19 protein-coding genes and 1 other RNA gene are annotated in these 20,673 nt (G+C 39.5%); 3 read left to right on the forward strand and 17 right to left on the reverse strand.

Going from position 1 to position 20,673, the window contains the following annotated elements:
• Positions 1-40 precede the first annotated feature (40 nt).
• The 16 genes from tig to QM847_RS04440 form a co-directional block, all read right to left on the reverse strand.
• Positions 41-1,324, reverse strand: coding sequence for a trigger factor (tig, locus tag QM847_RS04365; protein WP_414354101.1), 1,284 nt, complete (start codon positions 1,322-1,324; stop codon positions 41-43).
• 112 nt (positions 1,325-1,436) lie between these two features.
• Positions 1,437-2,069 carry a response regulator gene (locus QM847_RS04370; RefSeq protein WP_414354103.1) on the reverse strand — a complete coding sequence of 211 codons (633 nt, stop codon included), beginning with the start codon at positions 2,067-2,069 and terminating at the stop codon, positions 1,437-1,439.
• 22 nt (positions 2,070-2,091) lie between these two features.
• Positions 2,092-3,081, reverse strand: a complete 990-nt coding sequence (locus QM847_RS04375) for a sensor histidine kinase (RefSeq protein WP_414354104.1) — start codon at positions 3,079-3,081, stop codon at positions 2,092-2,094.
• Positions 3,078-3,776 (reverse strand): cell wall-active antibiotics response protein LiaF, encoded by a 699-nt coding sequence (gene liaF, locus QM847_RS04380; protein ID WP_414354106.1) that lies wholly within the window; start codon positions 3,774-3,776, stop codon positions 3,078-3,080. Before liaF ends, QM847_RS04375 begins: the two co-directional genes overlap by 4 nt.
• Positions 3,777-3,852: 76 nt before the next feature.
• Positions 3,853-4,863: a type 2 isopentenyl-diphosphate Delta-isomerase gene (gene fni, locus QM847_RS04385; protein WP_414354108.1), complete on the reverse strand. Its 1,011-nt coding sequence runs from the start codon at positions 4,861-4,863 to the stop codon at positions 3,853-3,855.
• Positions 4,841-5,854 carry a phosphomevalonate kinase gene (locus QM847_RS04390; RefSeq protein ID WP_414354110.1) on the reverse strand — a complete coding sequence of 338 codons (1,014 nt, stop codon included), beginning with the start codon at positions 5,852-5,854 and terminating at the stop codon, positions 4,841-4,843. The genes fni and QM847_RS04390 overlap by 23 nt, the downstream gene beginning before the upstream one ends.
• Positions 5,841-6,794, reverse strand: a complete 954-nt coding sequence (mvaD, locus tag QM847_RS04395) for a diphosphomevalonate decarboxylase (protein WP_414354112.1) — start codon at positions 6,792-6,794, stop codon at positions 5,841-5,843. Before mvaD ends, QM847_RS04390 begins: the two co-directional genes overlap by 14 nt.
• On the reverse strand, positions 6,776-7,654 hold the full coding sequence (gene mvk, locus QM847_RS04400; RefSeq protein WP_414354114.1) for a mevalonate kinase: 879 nt from the start codon (positions 7,652-7,654) through the stop codon (positions 6,776-6,778). Before mvk ends, mvaD begins: the two co-directional genes overlap by 19 nt.
• A gap of 122 nt (positions 7,655-7,776) precedes the next feature.
• Positions 7,777-8,781, reverse strand: coding sequence for a choline-binding protein CbpF (gene cbpF / locus QM847_RS04405; protein ID WP_414354116.1), 1,005 nt, complete (start codon positions 8,779-8,781; stop codon positions 7,777-7,779).
• Positions 8,782-8,877: 96 nt separating this feature from the next.
• Positions 8,878-9,567, reverse strand: a complete 690-nt coding sequence (locus tag QM847_RS04410) for a response regulator transcription factor (RefSeq protein WP_414354117.1) — start codon at positions 9,565-9,567, stop codon at positions 8,878-8,880.
• 12 nt (positions 9,568-9,579) lie between these two features.
• Positions 9,580-11,004 (reverse strand): NADP-dependent phosphogluconate dehydrogenase, encoded by a 1,425-nt coding sequence (gndA, locus tag QM847_RS04415; protein WP_006151777.1) that lies wholly within the window; start codon positions 11,002-11,004, stop codon positions 9,580-9,582.
• Between the two features lie 75 nt (positions 11,005-11,079).
• Complete coding sequence (gene mapZ, locus QM847_RS04420) at positions 11,080-12,492, reverse strand: cell division site-positioning protein MapZ (RefSeq protein ID WP_414354118.1); 1,413 nt, start codon at positions 12,490-12,492, stop codon at positions 11,080-11,082.
• A gap of 1 nt (position 12,493) precedes the next feature.
• Positions 12,494-13,663, reverse strand: coding sequence for a THUMP domain-containing class I SAM-dependent RNA methyltransferase (locus QM847_RS04425; protein ID WP_414354119.1), 1,170 nt, complete (start codon positions 13,661-13,663; stop codon positions 12,494-12,496).
• A gap of 82 nt (positions 13,664-13,745) precedes the next feature.
• Positions 13,746-14,126, reverse strand: an RNA gene (rnpB, locus tag QM847_RS04430) — RNase P RNA component class B.
• 18 nt (positions 14,127-14,144) lie between these two features.
• The gene (gene gpsB / locus QM847_RS04435; RefSeq protein ID WP_312847906.1) at positions 14,145-14,474 is read right to left on the reverse strand and encodes a cell division regulator GpsB; all 330 of its coding nucleotides are present in this window, start codon (positions 14,472-14,474) and stop codon (positions 14,145-14,147) included.
• Positions 14,475-14,543: 69 nt separating this feature from the next.
• On the reverse strand, positions 14,544-15,071 hold the full coding sequence (locus QM847_RS04440) for a DUF1273 domain-containing protein (protein ID WP_414354120.1): 528 nt from the start codon (positions 15,069-15,071) through the stop codon (positions 14,544-14,546).
• Positions 15,072-15,138: 67 nt separating this feature from the next.
• Between QM847_RS04440 and recU the strand changes: the two genes are divergently transcribed.
• A complete protein-coding gene (recU, locus tag QM847_RS04445) occupies positions 15,139-15,735 on the forward strand; it encodes a Holliday junction resolvase RecU (protein WP_414354122.1) in 597 nt (198 codons plus the stop codon).
• Entirely contained in the window at positions 15,732-17,882 is a 2,151-nt protein-coding gene (gene pbp1a, locus QM847_RS04450; protein WP_414354123.1) for a penicillin-binding protein PBP1A, read from the forward strand. Before recU ends, pbp1a begins: the two co-directional genes overlap by 4 nt.
• Before the next feature lie 54 nt (positions 17,883-17,936).
• Here the strand turns inward: pbp1a and QM847_RS04455 are convergent, their stop codons facing one another.
• Positions 17,937-19,919 (reverse strand): peptide ABC transporter substrate-binding protein, encoded by a 1,983-nt coding sequence (locus QM847_RS04455; RefSeq protein ID WP_414354125.1) that lies wholly within the window; start codon positions 19,917-19,919, stop codon positions 17,937-17,939.
• A 214-nt stretch (positions 19,920-20,133) separates the two neighbouring features.
• Between QM847_RS04455 and QM847_RS04460 the strand changes: the two genes are divergently transcribed.
• On the forward strand, positions 20,134-20,616 hold the full coding sequence (locus QM847_RS04460; protein WP_004251981.1) for an S-ribosylhomocysteine lyase: 483 nt from the start codon (positions 20,134-20,136) through the stop codon (positions 20,614-20,616).
• Positions 20,617-20,673 lie beyond the last annotated feature (57 nt).

The following is a 20,673-nucleotide window of genomic DNA, read 5'->3' on the forward strand; positions in this document are numbered from 1 at the left end:
AAAAGCCCACCGGTTTCGGTAGGCTTTTTACTTTATAAAATTATTTTACTGTTGCAGTGCTTGTGATCAATTCAACAGCTTTTTTGATTGTGATATCGTGTTTCAACATATCTGCTGAAAGCAAGCTTTGTACTTGGGCAACTTCCATGTTATAATCTGCAGCCAATTGCTCGATTTCTTTTTGGATTTCTTCTTCAGTAGCGTCAAATCCTTCAGCTTTCGCAACTGCTTCGATAACAAGGTTAGTCTTAGTGCGTGACTCAGCTTCTGCTTCGTATTGTTTGTGAAGGTCTTCTTGAGTAGTTCCAGTGATTTGGAAGTACATGTCAGGGTTGATACCTTGACGTTGCAAGTTTCCAAGGAATTCGTTTACTGAACGGTGAACTTCTTCGTGAATCATTTCTTCTGGAAGTTCTACGATTTCAGCATTTTCAACAGCTTTATCGATTGCAGCACCTTCTACAGCATCTTTGTATGCTTCTTCTTTAGCAACTGCCAATTCTTTACGATATTTTTCTTTCAATTCAGCAAGAGTTTCAACTTCTTCATCGATATCTTTTGCAAGTTCATCGTCAAGAGCTGGAACTTCTTTCGCTTTAACTTCGTGGATAGTTGTTACGAATTTAGCTTCTTTACCTGCAAGTTCTTCTGCTTGGTAGTCTTCTGGGAATGTTACAATTACATCAACAGTTTCACCAGCTGAGTGACCTACCAATTGGTCTTCGAATCCAGGAATGAATTGACCTGAACCAAGTCCAAGAGAGAAGTTTTCACCTTTACCACCAGGGAATTCTAATCCATCGATAGAACCAACGAAGTCGATAACAACAGTGTCGCCATCTTCAGCAGCACCTTCTTTGATAACCAATTCAGCCAAGTTGTTGCGTTCACGTTCGATGCGCTCTTCAACATCAGCGTCAGTTACTTCTTTATCTACATCAACTGATACTTCAAGGTTTTTGTATTCACCCAATTTTACTTCAGGTTTTGTAACAACTTCAGCAGTGATAACCCAATCTTGACCTTTTTCCATAGAAGTTACGTCAATTTTTGGTTGAGCAACTACTTCAAGTCCAGCTTCTTTAACAGCTGCTTCATAAGCGTCTGGTAAAAGAGCGTTCATTGCATCTTGGTAAAGTGCTTCTTCACCAAATTTTTGGTCGAAGATAGGACGTGGAAGGTGACCTTTACGGAAACCTGGAACGTTAAGAGTTTTCTTTACTGAGTTAAATACACGGTCCAATTCTGGTTTGATTTGGTCTTGAGAGATAGTGAAAGTCAAGACACCACGGTTTGTTTCTTTGTTTTCAAATGATACAGACATTCTGTCATTTCTCCTTAAAATTTTTAATACAGTCCATTATACCATATAGTAGCGAACTTTTTCAAGTAATGGATGCGCTTTTCGTCCATGCTTCAGTTACATCCTATGTCCCCTAAAATTCATCAGAACCCACTAAATGATGTTGAAAAGCATAAACTGCTGCCTGGGTACGATCACTGACCTCAAGTTTGGCTAGGATATTGGAGACATGGGTCTTGACTGTCTTAAGGGAGATAAAGAGCTCATCTGCAATGCGCTGATTTTCATAGCCCTTAGCAATCAGTTGAAGGACATCGCGTTCTCGCGCAGTTAATTCTTCGTGAAGTTCCATATGATTGCGGTGGTATTCTACTTTCTTACTCACCTCTTGTTCGATAGCTAGCTCTCCAGCTACCACCTTTTGAACAGCATGAAACAATTCATCAGCACTTGACGTCTTGAGCATATAACCTCTGGCCCCAGCATTCAATACTGGCATGATTTTTTCATTGTCTAGATAAGAAGACACAATCAGGATTTTAGCCTCCGGCCATTCTTTGAGAATAGCTAGAGTTGCGTCAATTCCATTCATTTCAGGCATGACAATATCCATAACAATCACATCTGGGCGAAGAGCCAAAGCCATGGAAATCCCTTCGACTCCATTAGTTGCTTCTCCAACAACCTCTACATCATCTTGTAGTTCAAAATAACTTTTTAATCCAAGACGCACCATTTGGTGGTCATCTACTAATAATAGTTTCATTTTATTTCCTTTTGTTAGTTAGTCAATCAAGCAAGGGTATGCGAATATCCACTGCCAAACCCTGCTTCGGCGCTGTTAATAGTTGTATACTCCCTGCCATATCTTCCACTCGTTCTTTGATATTTAGCAGACCATAGCTCAGTTCGTCACCATCATCTAGCTGAAAACCACGACCATTGTCTGCCACCTTCAACTGCAATTCAGTTTCAGTTTGATAAAGGTAAACATCTAGACAGGAAGCTTGAGCATGGCGAAGGGTATTACTGATCAATTCTTGTACAATACGAAAGATATGTTCCTCAATCTTTTTAGGTAATTCATCTACCTCATATTTAAAGCTGACTTTGAGTTCACTTTTTTCTTCCAATTCTTTAAGAAGCAACTGAATCCCCTCAACCAGACTCTTTTGTTCCAGTTCTATCGGTCGCAAATGTAAGAGTAGAATACGCAAATCTCTTTGAGCTGTTTCTAAAATAGCAGTCACACTCTGAAGCTGAGTTTGCATCTTCTCTCTATCTAATCTTGCAGCTTGTTGACTGAGTCCTGATAAAATCATATGGGCAGCAAAAATTTCTTGACTGACCGTATCATGCAAGTCACGCGCGATTCGCTTGCGCTCCTTTTCAATTATCTCTTCTTCTTTGACTAAAACCTGATTGTCTGCTTTTTGGATGGCTTCTGTCAATAAACCGAGCTTACCTGATAAGTTTCTAAAACTTGCGTCTAAATCAGCATCTCCAAGGCTTTTAATATCTTTACCAGCTAGCAGACGTTTAAGATTTGTTTGGATTCTTCTTCTTGAAATTTCATCAACCATTGTCCAAAATAGGATCAATAAGAAAGCAAGGGCAAGACTAAACATCAAAGCTAGAAATAAGACTTTTTCTGTCCTTTCTAAATCTTGGAAGAGAGAAGTCCACTCCAAATCTAAGACCTTAAAAATGCTTCGAAATAGAAAGGCAACAAAGAGAAATGAGGTGAGTCCAATTAAAATATAGGGTTGCTTTTTCATCCTCTCACCACCTCAACATCTCCAACCATGGTTGTCAAAAGAATCTTCACACTCTTGGGACTCTTGAGATAATCTCTGGTTTCTTGATGAAATTGCTCATTACGTAAAGCACGTTTAGGCTGGTCAAAGAAGGTTAAATCTCCGTACAGAGAATTGACACTGAGGCTAACTTCTACATCCACTGGTACGATAATTCTAGTCGTACCGACCAGTTTTCTCAAGATGATGACATTATCATGATTGCTCAATATCACGTGCTCTAGATGAATGGTATCCTTCCCCATAAGACGAAAAAGATTGATATCATCAAAGCGACAAGTCTGGTAACTTGAAAAATGGTGGAGATTTCCAAACCAGCGATTTTTCTCCCTCTTCACCGTCACAACATCTTCAAAGACCAGATTGGTTTCTTCTCTTTCCTGATTCATCATAGGGTAAAGCAGGAACAGGCTGTATAGCAAGGCTACAAAGATAGCCATAATGACAAAGGGATTAAGCATAATTATAAAGAAAAATAGGATGGTTACGGCTACCAAAAAGAAATTATTGCCTTGTCTGCCAGTATAGTATCGAATCAGAAGTAAGAACAAGAGTAAAATAAGTAGGAAACGGGAAAAATGCTCTGATAGCATCATAATCAGAGCTCCTGTCAGCAAACAAGCTTCAATAAATAGAAAAATTTGAAATTTTCTCATGTATCCATCCTCTCCATTTTATTTTATCACAAATCCCAAAAGTCACATCAGTCTGAAGATGGAAAAAAGGCGTTGATTACGCCTTTTTCATTTGATCTTTTGCTTCTTTTAATTTTCCATATAAGAGATAGTCGACCTCTTGTAAATCCTCAATTCTTTTACAATTAAGGGCACACATAATCAAGCGTAGGTCTTCCTTCCAACCTTCAACAATAGCGATAACGACATCTACTGAGTAATTCTCAACCAGCTCTAACATGGTACGTGATAGACCAACCGCCTTTGCTCCAAATACTAAACACTTGATAATGTCTAGTGGATTGCGCACTCCTCCACTAACCAAAAGCTCCATCCTATCTTTCCAGTCTTGGGCATTTAGAAGGGCTTGCATGGTTGATTGCCCCCAATCATTGAGGTAGTCCCGTTGACCACTACGACGATTTTCGATATAGGCAAAGCTAGTTCCTCCACGGCCAGACAAATCAACCGTACGTATGCCTATCTCGTATGCCTTAGCAATGGTCTTCACATCCATGCCAAAGCCGACCTCTTTTAAAACAAGGGGAACAGAGATTTGATCAGCATAATCTTTCAGATTGCTTTGCCACAATCTAAATTGACGCTCACCTTCTGGCATGAGCAATTCCTGCATAACATTCACATGAACTTGCAAGAGAAGAGGATTCATCTCTTTTACCGTTTGTATCCCCAATTCAACAGGCTTGTCTAAGCCAATATTGGTTCCAAAGAGGAGGTCTGGGTGATTTGACTTGACAGAGAAAGAGTCATCCGATGGATCCTTAAGTGCCGCACTGTAGGAACCTGTCACAAATAAAATTCCACAGGCCTCAGCCACCTGAGCCAATTTTTGATTGATTTCTCTGCCCCGATCACTCCCACCTGTCATGGCGTTAATATAAAAAGGAAACTCCCATTTGCGCCCTGCAAATTCTGTCGAAAGATCAATCTCATCTAAGTCATATAAGGGTAGTGAGGAGTGGATTAACTCCACCTCATCAAAACTATTATAAGAACTTTTTTGTTCAAGGGCATAGCGGATATGCTCATCCTTCCGATTTATCGTCATCTCCTATCCTTTCTTGATATAAGAGCTCAATCCCTAGATCAGCCCATCGTTTTTTCAGTAATGTAGTCGAATCTTGGTCAAAACTGAGGGCTATCCCACAGTCTCCACCACCAGCTCCACTACTTTTAGCGACAGCTTTCAAGTCTCGACTGGCATCTTTTAATTGTCTGAGCGAAGGTGTGTAAATATCTGAACTCAAGCCTTCTAAAAGTTGGCTGGCTTGTTCTAGCAAGTCAATAATGGTTTCTTCTTGACCTGCCTCCAAAGTCTTTACCAAAGAGCTCACAGTTTCTTTCGAAGCCTTTAAAAAGCTAGTGTTCATATTATTCTTGATTTGCTTGACCATGTGACTAGAGACAGCCACTTCCTTGGTCCAACCCACCAGAAAATCAAATTTCAAGGCCGGTTCAACACTCCTAATAGAAAGGCCCCAGTCACGTGCTAATACAGTTGGCAAGTCTTCTTTGTCTAACCATTGTGCTACTGTTTCTCGATTAAACGACTGATAGAGGACTAGGTCTTCTGAAGCGATACAGGCAATATCTCCCATAGAACCATTGTCCCCACGTTTAAGAAGTACAGCACTAGCCAGTTTAAATAAGAGGTCTCTTTCAGCTGGTCTTTCATAGAAAGCGAGCATAGCCTTGATGACCAAGACAACGACGCTACCACTAGAACCCAGTCCAAACTTCTTGCCTTCACGCTCCATTTTCCCACGAATGTCTATGGAAAAAGGACGCAAGTCACCTCCTTGGGCAGTTAGATACTCCTCCACCAAGGCAACTGTTTCTTGAATCAAAGCATAAGAAGAATCCGGTCGCATGTCTACACTATATGTAAACATATCTGAGTAGAGTCGATAATCATCAGACGCTTTAATCTCAGCCGTCATATAGATGGGAATAGCCTTTATTAGCGCCAACTGTCCTGGTTCTAAAATGGCATACTCCCCAGCCCAATAGAGCTTCCCACAAGTTTTAACAATCGTCATCTTGGCCCAAGTCCTTTGTCTTTGAAACGATTAAGCGATAGCGCTGACCTAAGAGTTCTGATAGATGTTCCAAGTCCTCTTCCAAGCAAAGAACCTTGACATTAGGGCCCGCATCCATGGTAAAGTAGCAAGATTCACCTTGTTTACGTAGCTGACGAACGAAATCCATAGCCTCATAACTAGCATCTGTCAGATATGAGAAGGATGGAGTTGCGGTCTTTGTCGTCGCATGCATAGCTAGAGCATTCTTCTCTGTTAATTCCCCAACTTTTTTAAAGTCGTTTTCCTTGAGATAGACCAACATGTCCTCGTAGTCTTGTTCAGATTGACGAATCCACTCTTCAAAAGTCGTCGAAGTTTCCACACAGAGTTTCATCCCATCTCGACTAGAGATTGGTTTTTTTTGATCTTCCAAGACCAACATAATCATAGCGAGTTTCAATTCAGTCTCGACAGGATAGATTTCTCCACTATCCTTATCCCAAGCTGCTAAGGGACCATAAAAACTACGAGATGAAGAGCCCGATGCAAACTTAGCTTCCAAAGCCAAATCTTTACGATTTAGTCCTAATTGGAAATAGGCATTGCAAGCTTTTACCAGGGCAGACAAACCACTGGAACTTGAAGAAAGACCTGCCGCTGTTGGCATATTGTTCTTGGTATCGATACGAACAAAACCTGCTCCTTCAGGACGGTAGCGATCAATAATTTTACTCATCTTTTTATGTTCAGCTTCATTTTGTAACTGACCATTGATGTAAAAGGCATCCGCCTTTGCATCTGCTGGTAAAGGAGAAAGTGTCGTCTCCGTATACATATTTTCTAAGGTTAGAGAGATACTGCTAGTTGCAGGAACCATCTCTTTTTCTGCTTTCTTTCCCCAATATTTGATAATGGCAATATTGGCATAGGAACGTACTGTTACAGGCTTTCGATCCATGTCTGAACAGCTCCTTTCTCTTCTAATCTTTCTGCTAGTTCTTGCGCTCGGTTTACATTAGCAACCAAGGCGATAATGCAGCCTCCTAAACCACCACCACTCATCTTGGCACCTAAAGCTCCATGTTCGAGAGCAGTTTCAACCAAGGCATCCGCTTCAAGGCTACTAACTCCTATTTCTTTTAGATTTCCATGTGCTTTTGTTAAAATCTCTCCCAGCTTCACGGCATCTTTTGCCTTTATTGCTTCTTCTGCTTGCTGGGTCAACTCTCCAAGTGCATACAAGAAAGGTAAAGCTTCCTTACCCTTGCTCTCTACAACTTGGATAGCTTCACGAGTGTGTCCATAGACTCCTGTATCTGCAATGATCAGATAAGCTGACAAATCCATGGCTAATTCTTCAAAACCTACATTTTTGATAAAACGAATAGGCTGGTCACTTAGGCAAGTCTTAGCATCCAATCCACTAGGATTCATATGGGCAATCATCTCCGCCCGATTGACCAAAATTTCTAAAACATCATGCGGAAGTTCTGTCTGGTAATAATCAAATACCGCTCGAATGGCCGCAATACTTATGGCTGCTGAAGATCCCATCCCCCGTTTTTCTGGAATAGCCGAGTCAATTTGACAACGAATGCAAGCATCCTGTATATTTAGATACTCAAGGGAGGCATAAACAGCCATGGACAAGGTGTCCTCTTCAAACAGACGCCATGGTGTCGCTGCTTGAATCACCCGACAAGTCACTTCAACCTCTAAAAGAGGCAAAGAGATGGCCGGGTAACCATAAACCACTGCATGCTCTCCTATTAAAATAATTTTACTATGTGCCTGACCGACACCAACTTCTTTTGTCATTTAATCCTTCTAACAGACGAAAAGCGTCTTTTTCTAGATAAAATTTTAGAACTTTATTCCTTTCTATTTTATTATATTTTCACAAAAAAAGCGATTGTTTCCTTCACAATCGCTTGTTTTCATTACTGGACCCACTCGCCATTATAGTTGACGTAGTAGCCTCCTACTGTAGTATTCACAGCTAGGGTACCTGAACTATAGGCATAGTACCATTTACCATTAACTTGGAACCAGCCTGTCTTCATATCGCCATTGCTTGCATTGAGATAATACCAAGTTGAGCCATCTTGAAGCCAACCTGTCACCATAGCTCCTGATGAACGAAGATAGTACCAATCGCCATTGATAGAAGCCCAACCTGTCTTCATATCCCCATTTTCAGCATCAAGATAATACCAAGTGGAACCTTCTTGGTACCAGCCAGTTGCCATAGCTCCTGATGAACGAAGGTAGTACCATTTTCTACCAAGATATTGCCAACCAGTTTGCATTGTAGCAGTTGTTGGATCTAGATAGTACCAAGTTGAGTTATCATTTGTCCAACCACGCACTAGCTCCCCAACCGTTAAACTGTCGATACGAGCATCAAAGCCACCGGCCTTCAGTAAATAATACCAGTGCCCCTCGTCATAAACCCAACCAGTTTTTAAAGTGTGATAACTACGATGATCTTCAAAATAATAGACTCGTTTCTCTGCTGGGCTATCATATTGTTCCCCATGATGTTTGTTGGTATTTGAAGCAGTTTTTGCCTCTAAAACTTGCTTACCAACAAATTCTTGTAGTACCCCATCTTGATTAAAGTAGTACCATCTTGGCATTGGCATAAATTCCAACCTCATATCATTAGGATAGGGACCAATGGTACTTCCTTTAGATGGAAACGGGATATATTGCCAGCCGACAACCATCTCTCCCGATACATGATCAAAATAATAGTACTTGCCATCAATCACTCGCCAAGTCGTTTCTTTGATGTCACCCTTCTTGTAGTAGGTTCTACCATTCTCTTGGACAAATTGCCAGCCTTCCGAATCAGTGTCATCTGCTAATACTGTACTAGTTGCTAATAGACTAAAGAAAAAAACTGCTAGTCCAACTTGCATTATTTTTTTCAAAAATTTCATTCTTTTATCCTCCAAAATGATTGTAGCAAAGACCAAACTATATGTCAATATATATAGAATCCCCAAAAAAACAGTTGCATTCCTGCAACTGTTTTTCTATTCCTGCATGGTATAACCTACACCACGAACTGTTTTGATATAGCTTTTTTGGCCTTCCACATCAATTTTACTACGTAGATATCGGATATAAACATCTACAATATTGGTTTCTGTAGCACTTTCATACTTCCAGACACTTTCCAGTAATTGCTCACGAGTCAATACTTTTTTACTTCCCATAAGCGTAGCTAGAAGATCGTATTCTCGACGTGTGAGAGCAATCAACTCATCTCCACGATAAACTGTATGATTGGCAACATCTATCCTAAGATTACGATAGCTGGTTGGTATCTTCATTTGACCACAATGTTGGTCGATAAAATCACGGCCACGGAAAATAGCTGAAATTCGCTCTACCAAATTTTCTATAATTACTGGTTTATAGATGTATGAAACTGCAAACCGCTGAACAACTTCTAGCACATCCTGCAATTCTTCTACGTGATCTAGAACCATGATGACAGATGCGGGCTTTGTTAGACTTAATTTGTCTGCAAATTCCTGCGCTGTCATATCTCCCAGATTAACATTTAATAAAATCAAATCATAATCTGTTTGAAGAGCCATGGAAAGAGCTTTTTGCCCTTTTTCTGCCAAATCAACTCGGTAATGCTCTTTTTGGAGTTCTAAACTTAAAAAATGAGCTAGACTTTTTTCTTTTTCAAGTAATAAAATCCGTTTCCCCATAGTTTGGCCTACTTATTTTTCGTCGTACCAAGAATAGTGGAAAGTACCTTCTTTATCTTTACGTTGGTATGTGTGAGCACCAAAGTAGTCACGTTGCGCTTGAATCAAGTTTGCTGGAAGGTCAGCTGAACGGTAGCTATCAAAGTAAGTGATGGCTGCTGAGAAAGTAGGTACTGGTACACCTGCTTGAACAGCAAGAGCTACGATATCACGAACAGATTGTTGGTATTTCGCAGTTACATCCAAGAAGTACTCATCCAAAAGAAGGTTAGCAAGATCTGCATCACGGTTGTAAGCATCTGTAATCTTTTGCAAGAAACGAGAACGGATGATACATCCATCGCGCCAGATAGATGCGATATCTGCAAATGGCAAGTTCCAGTTATTTTCTTTAGAAGCTACACGCAATTGCGCAAAACCTTGTGCGTAAGAGATGATTTTTGAGAAGTAAAGGGCTTGGCGGATCTTTTCGATCAACTCAGCCTTGTCTCCTTCAAATTTGAAAGCAGCTGGTTTTGGAAGCACCTTGCTAGCGTGTACACGCTCTTCTTTGTAAGTAGAGATGTAACGAGCAAATACGGACTCAGTAATGAGTGACAATGGTACACCAAGGTCAAGCGCTGATTGGCTAGTCCATTTACCAGTTCCCTTATTTCCTGCAGCATCTAAGATATAGTCTACAATTGGACCGTCTTGACCTTCATCATCTTTACGGCCAAGAATATCAGCAGTGATTTCAATCAAGTAGCTGTCCAATTCGCCCTTGTTCCACTCAGTAAAGATTTCAGCCATATCTTGAGCTGAAAGGCCAAGCAAGTGTTGCATGAGATCATAGCTTTCTGCGATCAATTGCATATCACCGTACTCGATACCGTTGTGGACCATTTTCACGTAATGACCAGCTCCATCAGGACCGATGTATGTCACACATGGTTTCCCATCTTCTGGTGCTTTTGCAGAGATTTCTTCAAGAACATCTGCTACCAATTCATAAGCTTCTTTTTGCCCACCAGGCATGATAGAAGGACCTTCAAGGGCACCTTTTTCACCACCAGAGACACCAGTACCGATAAAGTTAATACCAGAGTTCGCCAATTCTTCATTACGACGGATAGTATCTTTGTAGAACGTGTTTCCTCCGTCAATCAAGATATCACCTTTATCCAAGTGTGGAAGAAGGGCTTGGATGGTTGCGTCTGTACCAGGTCCTGCTTGAACCATGAGCATGATACGACGTGGTTTTTCAATTGAGTTTACGAAGCTTTCGATATCATAGCTTGGCACAAAGTTCTTTTCAGGATGGCAAGCAACAACATCTTCTGTTTTTTCTTTACTACGGTTATAGATAGCAACTGTATATCCACGAGATTCAATATTAAGGGCAAGGTTACGACCCATTACGGCCATACCAACAACACCAAAGTTTGCTTTTGTCATGTGACTCTCCTATTGTTTGATTTATTTATTTTATCATGTTTCAATTCTAAAAGAAAGAATTTGATAACTAGTCTCCTAGTAGTCAAGGTCGTTAGCGTGACCAGAACCATTTCCTACAAAGTACCCTGTTTTACAGTTAAGAGTAAAGAGATAGGTGCCGTCAGGTCTGTATAGGTTGTAATAGCCATTACCATTAACAATATTAACACGTTCTAGGATATATTGATTTCCAGTAATATAGCCACGTGCTCGTGAAGTAGCAAGGATTTGTTCAAGGACACCATCGTTAAACTCCCAAGCTGGATTACCACTATCACTAATGGCCGACTGGTTGAATGGAACACGACTCACACTTCTCTGCAAGTTCACACCTTCGCTTGACAATCCACTATTAGCAGCATTATTGCTAGAAGCTGTTTCACGTGCTTCTGTAGATGGAGTTGATTCAGTTTGACTTGCTGTACTTGCTTCGCTAACTGTTGTAGTTTCTGTACTTGCTTGTTGACTCTTACCTAAACTAATAGCTTTGTCTAACAGTTTGTCAATTTCTGTATTTCCAGTTTTGACTTCAGTGAATTTAGCATCAGATTTAACTTTTGCATTTGTGTCCAAAACTCCATCTGTAATAACTGGTGTTTCAAACTGAGCATTTATATCTTTAATTGCTTTAATTTGAGTTTCAAGGCTGTCATATTTTGATTTTACAAGAGAATATTCTCTTGCTCCTTCAAGTTTCCCTAAGAGATCTTTCAGCTGACTTAATTGGCTAAATTGGCTATTTTTTAAAGCAGTTTTATTTTCGTCAGTATAGAAAGTATCGTATAGAGTGTTGAATTGATCTAAAACAGCTTGGTTGCTTACCAATCCAGTTTCTGCAGATTGAGATTGAATCTCCTGAGATGAGCGTGCGATTTGTTTGTAGATATAGTAGCCACTTCCGAGAATGAGCAAGAATAGACAGGCAAGAATACTCAAAATCACCCATTTCTTTTTACTTTTTGGCTTCTCGCTACTTTGGGCAGAACGAGACAAAAGTACAGCTTCTTCATTCTCCTCTGAAAGCACAGGTTCAGGATTTGTTGCTACTGCAACTGTTTCAGAATCATCTTCAAAAGCTGGATTTTCTAGTTCTTCAACTGCAGGAGCAGATTCAACTACAGGAATTTCAGTTGTTTCAGTTAAATCTTCCTCTGAAACCTTGTCTGTTTCCTCATCCTTAATATTTTCTCGGACTTCTTGAATCAAATCATCCAAACTTTGAGTAGTTTCCTCTTGCTTAGCTTGCAAATTTTCAAATTTATCAGCTTCAATTTCATCACGATGCTGTTTGATATATTTATCGAGAATAGTATCATCTGGAGTTACGCCAGCTTCTACCTCTTCTTTTTTACGAATAACTTGACCAACTGTTAAATCTTTTGCCTCTTCAAAATCGAGTTGTGATTCACGATTTACATTTTTATGGTGATGATGTTTTTTCTTACTCATTTTAATCCCTTTCTGCTGCTACGTCTTGTCTTTTTACGCGTTGCCCAAAATATTGATACAAATCAACCTTAAGAGTACCGTTATATAGTTTCCGTTTTTTATCTGCCTGACTACCATATTTACTTTCAAAAGCTTCATCACTGGTCAGGATAAATTTACTCCAAGTTTTGAGTGGAGCAAATACCTCTCCCATCTCTGCATAGAGCTTTGTTACTCCTTCATCATCTGATAAGCGTTCCCCATATGGTGGATTCGAAATAATAACTCCATTAATCTTATCTGTTCGCAAATCCTGCACGCGCATCTGCTTAAAGTGGATATCCTTAGAAACCCCCGCAGCCTGAGCATTTGCCTTAGCAATTTCCACCATGCGGCCATCGATATCACAGCCCATGATGTCTAGCTCAATCTCATGATTAATCTTCTTGCTAGCTTCCGTACGAATCTCCTGAATCAAACGATCACTAACCCAATTCCATTCTTCGAAAGCAAAGGAACGGCGTAAGCCTGGCGCCATATTACGAGCAATCATAGCTGCTTCAATACAGAAAGTACCTGAACCACAGGTTGGATCAATCAGTGGTTTATCAGAGTACCAATTTGATAATTGTAAAATCGCCGCTGCCATGTTCTCTTTGATTGGAGCCCCACCTTTTTCCGTACGGTAGCCACGTTTGAAAAGACTAGAGCCTGTTGTATCAATCATGACCGTCGCTACATCTTTAAGAATTGAAACCTCGATTTTAAACTCTGGACCATTCTCCATCAATGGAACACCTTCTGGACGAGCGTAATGTTTTTGCAACTTCTTCACAACTGCTTTTTTAGAAATAGCTTGTACACTGGGTTCATTATGAAGTTTTGACTTGACACATTTTGCTTTTGAAATTGGAAAACGCGCCCCTAGTGGAAGATAGTTTTCCCAGTCGAGTGCAAAAACTCCTTGGAAGAGCTCTTCAAAGGTTTTCGCCGGAAATGTTCCAACAATTATCTTAATTCTATCTGCAGCTCTCAGCCACAAATTGGTTTCAATAATTGCCTTTACATCTCCTTCAAAGCGAACTCGACCATTTTCAACTTGGCAATCATAGCCTAGTTCTCGTACTTCACGACCCACAACAGCTTCTAAGCCTGCTGCTGCAGTCGCGACTAAAAAAAATGTTTGTTTCATGTCAGTCTTTAAAGACCTTTCTCTTGTTCACTTTAAAAAATGAGGTTGAGAAACATTTCTCAGCCCCAACCTATATGCAATTTTCTATAAGCCATGTTTTGTTCCAGAAATGACTAGGATCATTTCCTTCGATAATCATCTGTCTACCACTAGCTGTATCTACAGATAGCAGTCAGAGTACTACGTTCGTTTCCGCGTACTCCATGCCCCGACCAAAATTTGGGTTGCTAGCTTGAGGGGTTTACCGCGTTCCACTCTTCCTGTTTCCAAGAAGACTTCGTCACTGTGGCACTTTCAGAGCTACTAAAACATATTCGAAAACTTAGTCTATTCACTCGCCGTAACGATTTCTCGTCCCTAGGCTTATTGTTTCGCCTAGCACAAACACTACAGGCATCACAGCCTGTGCTAGCATGGACTTTCCTCATGGAAAAATAGTTTCTCCACGCGATTATCCAAAAATTGCACAACTGGATGATTCTTAAGCTTCTGAATTATCCACTATTTGTTTACCGAAGACCTCTTTTTCAAGACGATTCAAGCGTTTTAAGATATCAAAGTTTGTCATTGAAGTAGTGCTACCCAATTCAAGAGAATCTGATTGCGTTGGCGCCACTTGATTTTTTTTCAACAATTCTTCTTTTAGTTCAGCAATTTCTAAACGTAAAGACTTGACCAAAGCAGCATAAGTTTCATAGTCTTTAATAACATCATCTAAAAACTCATCAACCTCTACCTTGCTATAGCCTCTTACTTCTCTTCCAAAATCCTGTTCAAAAATATCTTTTGCTGTAAAAACAATACTCGACATGTCTCTCTCCATTCTCAGTTACTAGTATTATTATATAAAAAAAAGCAATCAAAAAGCAAGGTCAAAGGCTCATTTTTCGGAAAAATTTTCAGCTATTTCGTTTAATACGTCAAATGTTAATTTTTTTGTAACATATCTGTCTTTCTTGTTCATCAATTCGTAAAAAAACTTAAGCTTCGTTTCGTTTTCTTCATCATAAAAAAGGTAGGCACCGTCCGTATTTTCTAACAAAAATAATTGATAATCCCGAAGTTGTCCCTTATGTTCATACTTAGGATAGGCATATTTGACAAAATCTACTTGTTTAAATGCAGTAAGTTTGATCTGATTAGCTTCGTTCCAATTTGTACCATGTGTTTCAAAATCAAAGATTGTCGCAAGCTGAAATCCATAATCCTCTTTCATTTCCTTAGCTACCTCTAAGACCCAATATTCAAAGCCTAAACTTCCAGTGAAGACCAGCCATCTTAGACCTTCCTCAGCAAGCTTTTCCAAATCATTTCGTATAGCTTTTTTGATAATTTTTAATCGAATATCCTTATCATTAAATATTCCTAAATCAAAGGCAGAATAGCCAATTATCAAGGCTGTATGCATTTTTTAATCCTTTCCGAATACTTTTATGGTATAATAGAGTGATGTTATTGTACCAATAAGGAGAACTATGGTCAACTATCCACATAAAATTTCATCAAATAAAAAACAATTAACCCCATCACAGACCAAAAATTTCGCGAATCGGGGTATGAGTTTTGAAAAGATGATTAACTCAACGAACGACTATTACTTAACCCATGGAGTGGCCGTAATTCACAAAAAACCAACGCCCATCCAAATTGTTCGTGTTGATTACCCCCAGAGAAGTCGAGCAAAAATTGTTGAAGCTTACTTTAGACAAGCATCTACAACTGACTACTCAGGAGTTTATGAAGGATTTTACATCGATTTTGAAGCTAAAGAAACGAGGCAAAAAACTGCCCTCCCTATGAAGAACTTCCACGCTCATCAAATCCAACATATGGAACAAGTTCTTAAACAAAAAGGAATTTGCTTTGTCTTACTTCATTTTTCTTCTTATCAAGAAACGTATTTATTACCGGCGATTGATCTCATACACTTTTATCAGCAGGATAATGGGAAAAAATCAATGCCGCTTGATTATATACGAGAGCACGGGTATGTGATTGAACAGCATGCTTTTCCTCAAATTCCCTATCTCGATATCGTCAAACAACATTTACTAGGTGGTAAAACAATATGAACAAACAATTTTTCCTGCGCATAGCTAAGTACTTAGGGATTGGATTTTTAACAATCTTTCTCACAATAGTACTAATCGGCGGAAGTATCTTTCTCTTTTACGCAGTGCAAGCTCCTGAACTTTCCGAAACCAAGCTAGTTGCAACAACTTCAAGTAAAATTTATGACAATAAAAATGAACTTGTAGCTGACTTAGGTGCTGAACGTCGAGTAAATGCTCAAAGCAATGAAATCCCTACAGATTTGGTCAATGCGATTGTGTCTATAGAAGACCATCGTTTCTTCAACCACAGAGGAATTGACAGCATCCGTATTTTCGGAGCCTTCTTAAGAAATCTTCGCAGCAATGGTCTTCAAGGTGGTTCAACCTTGACTCAACAGTTGATTAAATTAACCTATTTCTCAACTTCAACTGCTGATCAAACTATTGCACGTAAGGCGCAAGAAGCTTGGCTAGCTATCCAATTGGAAAGAACTGCAACCAAGCAAGAAATTCTAACTTACTACATAAATAAAGTCTATATGTCAAACGGTAACTATGGGATGCAGACCGCTGCTCAAAATTACTACGGCAAAGACTTAAAAGACTTGTCCATCCCTCAATTAGCTCTTCTTGCTGGAATGCCTCAAGCACCGAACCAGTATGACCCGTATTCGCACCCTGAAGAAGCGCAACAACGCCGAGATCTTGTATTGTCAGAAATGCAACGCCAGGGTTATCTCACATCAGAGCAATACGAGACAGCAATCAATACACCTATCACTGATGGTTTACAAAGTCTTAAAGGAAGCAACACCTATCCTCAATACTTAGATAATTACCTTAAAGAAGTCATTGACCAAGTTGAACAAGAAACTGGCTATAACCTCTTAACTACAGGTATGGATATCTATACAAACGTCGACCAAGATGTTCAGAAGAAACTATGGGATATTTATAATACTGATGAATATGTTCAATATCCTGATGATGATTTCCAAGCTGCTTCTACTATTGTAGATGTTACTAATGGGAAAGTTATTGCCCAGCTTGGCTCACGCCACCAAGCTAGTAACGTATCATTTGGTCTCAACCAAGCAGTTGAAACCAATCGTGACTGGGGTTCTACAATGAAACCAATCACAGACTATGCTCCAGCACTTGAATATGGAATTTACGATTCTACTGCCTATATGTTGAAGGATGTTCCTTATAATTTCCCAGGTACTAATGATCCTGTCCTCAACTGGGATAGAAGTTACTATGGAAACATTACTCTCCAATACGCTATTCAACAATCTCGAAATGTTCCAGCCGTTGAAACACTGGATAAGGTTGGCCTTGATAGAGCTAAAACATTCTTAAATGGTCTTGGTATTGATTATCCAACTATGCTTTACGTTAACGCCATCTCAAGTAATACGACTGAAACAGGTAAGCAGTATGGAGCAAGCAGTGAAAAAATGGCTGCAGCTTATGCCGCATTTGCGAATGGTGGTACTTATTATAAGCCAATGTACATCAACAAAGTAGTATTCAGTGACGGAAGTTCTAAGGAATTCTCCGCTCCTGGAACTCGTGCTATGAAAGAAACAACAGCTTATATGATGACCGAGATGATGAAAACAGTACTATATTATGGAACCGGTACTGGTGCTTACATTTCTTGGTTACCTCAAGCGGGTAAAACTGGTACATCAAACTATACTGATGCTGAAATTGAGAATCATATCAAAACCGATCAATATGTCGCTCCTGATGAAATGTTTGTCGGCTATACACGTAAATACTCAATGGCAGTATGGACTGGTTACTCCAACCGATTGACACCAATTGTTGGTGACGGATTTAGAGTTGCTGGTAGCATCTATCGTTCAATGATGGAATATCTCGCTGAAAATGATCACCCTGGTGATTGGACAATGCCTGAAGGTCTTTATCGAAGTGGTGGATATGTCTTTAAAAATGGCGCTCGCAATAACTGGACGAATCCAACAACCCAACAACCTATAGTGACTGAGGCCCCAGTCGTTTCTACAGAAGACACAACTCAAGAAACGACTCAAGAAACAACAAACAATGCAAATAATTCAAATAATTCAAATAATGCAAACAACGCAAACAACGCAAATACTAACGAGCCGAACATAAATAGAAATCCTCGATAAACCAAATTCTTTTAGAATATAAAAAAATGGAGTTAGATAACTAACTCCATTTTTTTATTTTACATGGTTAGCAAGATCTTCTTGCGCTTTTTTATTAGATTCTTCTTTTTCTTTCTTCCATTTATCTTGAGCTTTTTGATATTCATCAGCAGTTACTGGTTTATCTTGAAGTTCAAGGTATTTGTACAAGAGGGCTTCACTCATACCCTTGTTACCTGAGTAGGCAAATGGAAGGGTGAATGGTACCATCTTAGACAACATTGGACGTCCAGTTTGAGAAGTTGTTGGGATAATCAAGGCGCTATCTGTCAACCAAGCTTGGGCTGCAGCATATTTATCATAACGTTTTGAAACATCTGTGTCTTCATTTCCAGCTTCAACAACCATCTTTTCGTAATCTTCCAAACCAACTTGTTTGGCAGCAGCGTTGTTTGTACCAGCATCAAATCCTAGATAAGTCTTGGTATTTTCACCAACAGATGGTTTGATGATATCAAGGTAAGTAGATGGGTCAATGTAGTCTGGAGACCATCCAACGTTATCTGAGAGATCCCAATCTTCTCCAGCAGCTGTTTCAGCAAAGTAGGTAACATTTAAGACTTCATCTTTTTGAAGTTGTTGAATATCAATAACGACATTGTCAGTTCCTAATGTTGCTTCAAGTGATTGTTTCAATGACTGAACACGTTGAACTTTTGTAGTATTAGTTTGGTCAACTGGCATATCCAAATGAATTGGGAATTGAACGCCGTCTGCTTGGAGAGCTGTCTTAGCTTTAGCTAATTCAGCTTTTGCTTTTTCTGGGTTATATAATCCATCTTGGGCGTCATCTAAGTTGACATCTTTCCATTCATCACCATAAGTGACCAATTTTTCTTTGACTAACTCACCAAAGTTTTTACCATCTGCTTGTACGAAAGCTGGCGGTACAAACAAGTTACGAAGAAGTTTTGTTGCTCCGCTTTCTCCATTGACTTGTGATGCATAGGCTTTTCTATCAAAACCAAAGGCAATCGCTTGACGGAAATCTTTATTGAGAAGAGCCTTCTTAGTTGATGTCTTTTGCTCATCTGTAGTCTTAGAAGTATATTTGTAAGACTGACGGTCGATATTTGTCCCAACCAAGAAAGTAGCAGAATCTTGTGGTGTATAAACGATGTTATCCTTAAACTCTTTTTCAAGTTCAGGATATCCTGCACTTGTTGGGAAGAGACGAGCCATTGAGAAGCCGCCATCCTTAAAGGTGTCTGCAAGTTTTCCTGTATCTTGACCATCCCAGAATGATAGTTTTACTTTATCAATATGAACATTGTCCTTATCCCAGTAGTTTGGATTCTTTTCAAATTCTACTGAAGATTTTGCTACCAATGATTTCAACAAGAAAGGACCGTTGTAAAGAATACTGCTTGGATCAGTTGCTTTGGCAAAGTCACTTCCTTTAGAAGTAAGGAATTCTTCATTGACTGGTGCAAGAATACCCATGGTTGTCTTAGAGTTCCAGAAGCTTTCTGGTTTATTCAAAGTGTATTGAACCGTCTGATCATCAATTGCCTTGATTCCAACTTCTGAGAAGTCTTTTACTTCACCTTTGACATAAGCGTCAAGACCTTTAATGGATTCTTGAACAAGATAAAGGGCTTCTGACTTATTGTCAGCTGCATATTTAAGACCTGTTACAAAGTCTTGAGCTTTCACAGGTGCATACTCTTCACCTTCAGAAGTGTACCACTTAGCATCTTTACGGATTGTATAAGTGTAAGTCAAACCATCTTGAGATACTGACCAGTCTTCTGCCATAGATGGCACGAAGTTCCCGTAACGGTCATTCTCCATCAAACCGTCAACAACATTACTTGTGATATTAGCAACCGCAGCCTTACCTGTTGTCAGATAGTTGAGGCTGTCTGGATCTGTTTCATAAACGTAAGAAAAAGTCTTCTCACCTTTTGCACTAGAGCCTGAACCTGAACAAGCTGCCAAAACACCTGACGCTAACAGAGTCACTCCTGCTAGGGCCATTACTTTTGAAAATTTCATAATAAACTCCTTTTTGACTTTTTATACATTATAATCTCTTTTATGACAACTGTCAATAAAATTGTCTGAATTTTTTAAAAAATACAACTTTTTTAACAAATCATACATTGAAGCATCCTCAATAATCAGTTTATCTATCGATAAATATGTTTGAAACATTTATCAAAATAAGTCTTTATGGTATAATGAAAGAAGAAAGTTGAAAGGAAATACCATGTCAAAAGAAGTTATTGTTGAAAGTTTTGAACTAGACCATACGATTGTAAAAGCTCCTTATGTCCGATTGATTGGAGAAGAGACTGGACCGAAAGGAGATATCATTTCTAACTTTGATATCCGCTTGGTTCAACCAAATGAGGACTCTATCCCTACTGCTGGACTTCATACCATTGAGCACCTCTTGGCTAAACTAATCCGTACTCGCATCGACGGTATGATCGATTGTTCCCCATTTGGTTGTCGTACAGGGTTCCATATGATTATGTGGGGACGTCATTCTAGCGCTGAAATCGCAGCTGTCATCAAGGATTCGCTGAAGGAAATCGCTGAAACAACAACTTGGGAAGATGTCCCAGGAACAACCATTGAATCTTGCGGAAACTACAAGGATCACAGCCTCTTTTCTGCTAAGGAATGGGCAAAATTGATTCTCCAACAAGGAATCTCAGACGATGCCTTTGAACGTCATGTCATCTAATAATAAAAAAAGAAACCAGCTTTTGAACTGGTTCCTTTTTTTATTTTCAAAATCTTG

This window comes from Streptococcus timonensis, from assembly GCF_047463455.1.
In the GTDB taxonomy this organism is placed as follows: Bacteria; Bacillota; Bacilli; order Lactobacillales; family Streptococcaceae; genus Streptococcus; species Streptococcus timonensis_B.

Coding starts and splice junctions, on each gene's coding strand:
- tig (WP_414354101.1), bottom strand. CDS start 1,324: ATGTCTGTATCATTTGAAAACAAAGAAACAAACCGTGGTGTCTTGACT.
- QM847_RS04370 (WP_414354103.1), bottom strand. CDS start 2,069: ATGAAACTATTATTAGTAGATGACCACCAAATGGTGCGTCTTGGATTA.
- QM847_RS04375 (WP_414354104.1), bottom strand. CDS start 3,081: ATGAAAAAGCAACCCTATATTTTAATTGGACTCACCTCATTTCTCTTT.
- liaF (WP_414354106.1), bottom strand. CDS start 3,776: ATGAGAAAATTTCAAATTTTTCTATTTATTGAAGCTTGTTTGCTGACA.
- fni (WP_414354108.1), bottom strand. CDS start 4,863: ATGACGATAAATCGGAAGGATGAGCATATCCGCTATGCCCTTGAACAA.
- QM847_RS04390 (WP_414354110.1), bottom strand. CDS start 5,854: ATGACGATTGTTAAAACTTGTGGGAAGCTCTATTGGGCTGGGGAGTAT.
- mvaD (WP_414354112.1), bottom strand. CDS start 6,794: ATGGATCGAAAGCCTGTAACAGTACGTTCCTATGCCAATATTGCCATT.
- mvk (WP_414354114.1), bottom strand. CDS start 7,654: ATGACAAAAGAAGTTGGTGTCGGTCAGGCACATAGTAAAATTATTTTA.
- cbpF (WP_414354116.1), bottom strand. CDS start 8,781: ATGAAATTTTTGAAAAAAATAATGCAAGTTGGACTAGCAGTTTTTTTC.
- QM847_RS04410 (WP_414354117.1), bottom strand. CDS start 9,567: ATGGGGAAACGGATTTTATTACTTGAAAAAGAAAAAAGTCTAGCTCAT.
- gndA (WP_006151777.1), bottom strand. CDS start 11,004: ATGACAAAAGCAAACTTTGGTGTTGTTGGTATGGCCGTAATGGGTCGT.
- mapZ (WP_414354118.1), bottom strand. CDS start 12,492: ATGAGTAAGAAAAAACATCATCACCATAAAAATGTAAATCGTGAATCA.
- QM847_RS04425 (WP_414354119.1), bottom strand. CDS start 13,663: ATGAAACAAACATTTTTTTTAGTCGCGACTGCAGCAGCAGGCTTAGAA.
- gpsB (WP_312847906.1), bottom strand. CDS start 14,474: ATGTCGAGTATTGTTTTTACAGCAAAAGATATTTTTGAACAGGATTTT.
- QM847_RS04440 (WP_414354120.1), bottom strand. CDS start 15,071: ATGCATACAGCCTTGATAATTGGCTATTCTGCCTTTGATTTAGGAATA.
- recU (WP_414354122.1), top strand. CDS start 15,139: ATGGTCAACTATCCACATAAAATTTCATCAAATAAAAAACAATTAACC.
- pbp1a (WP_414354123.1), top strand. CDS start 15,732: ATGAACAAACAATTTTTCCTGCGCATAGCTAAGTACTTAGGGATTGGA.
- QM847_RS04455 (WP_414354125.1), bottom strand. CDS start 19,919: ATGAAATTTTCAAAAGTAATGGCCCTAGCAGGAGTGACTCTGTTAGCG.
- QM847_RS04460 (WP_004251981.1), top strand. CDS start 20,134: ATGTCAAAAGAAGTTATTGTTGAAAGTTTTGAACTAGACCATACGATT.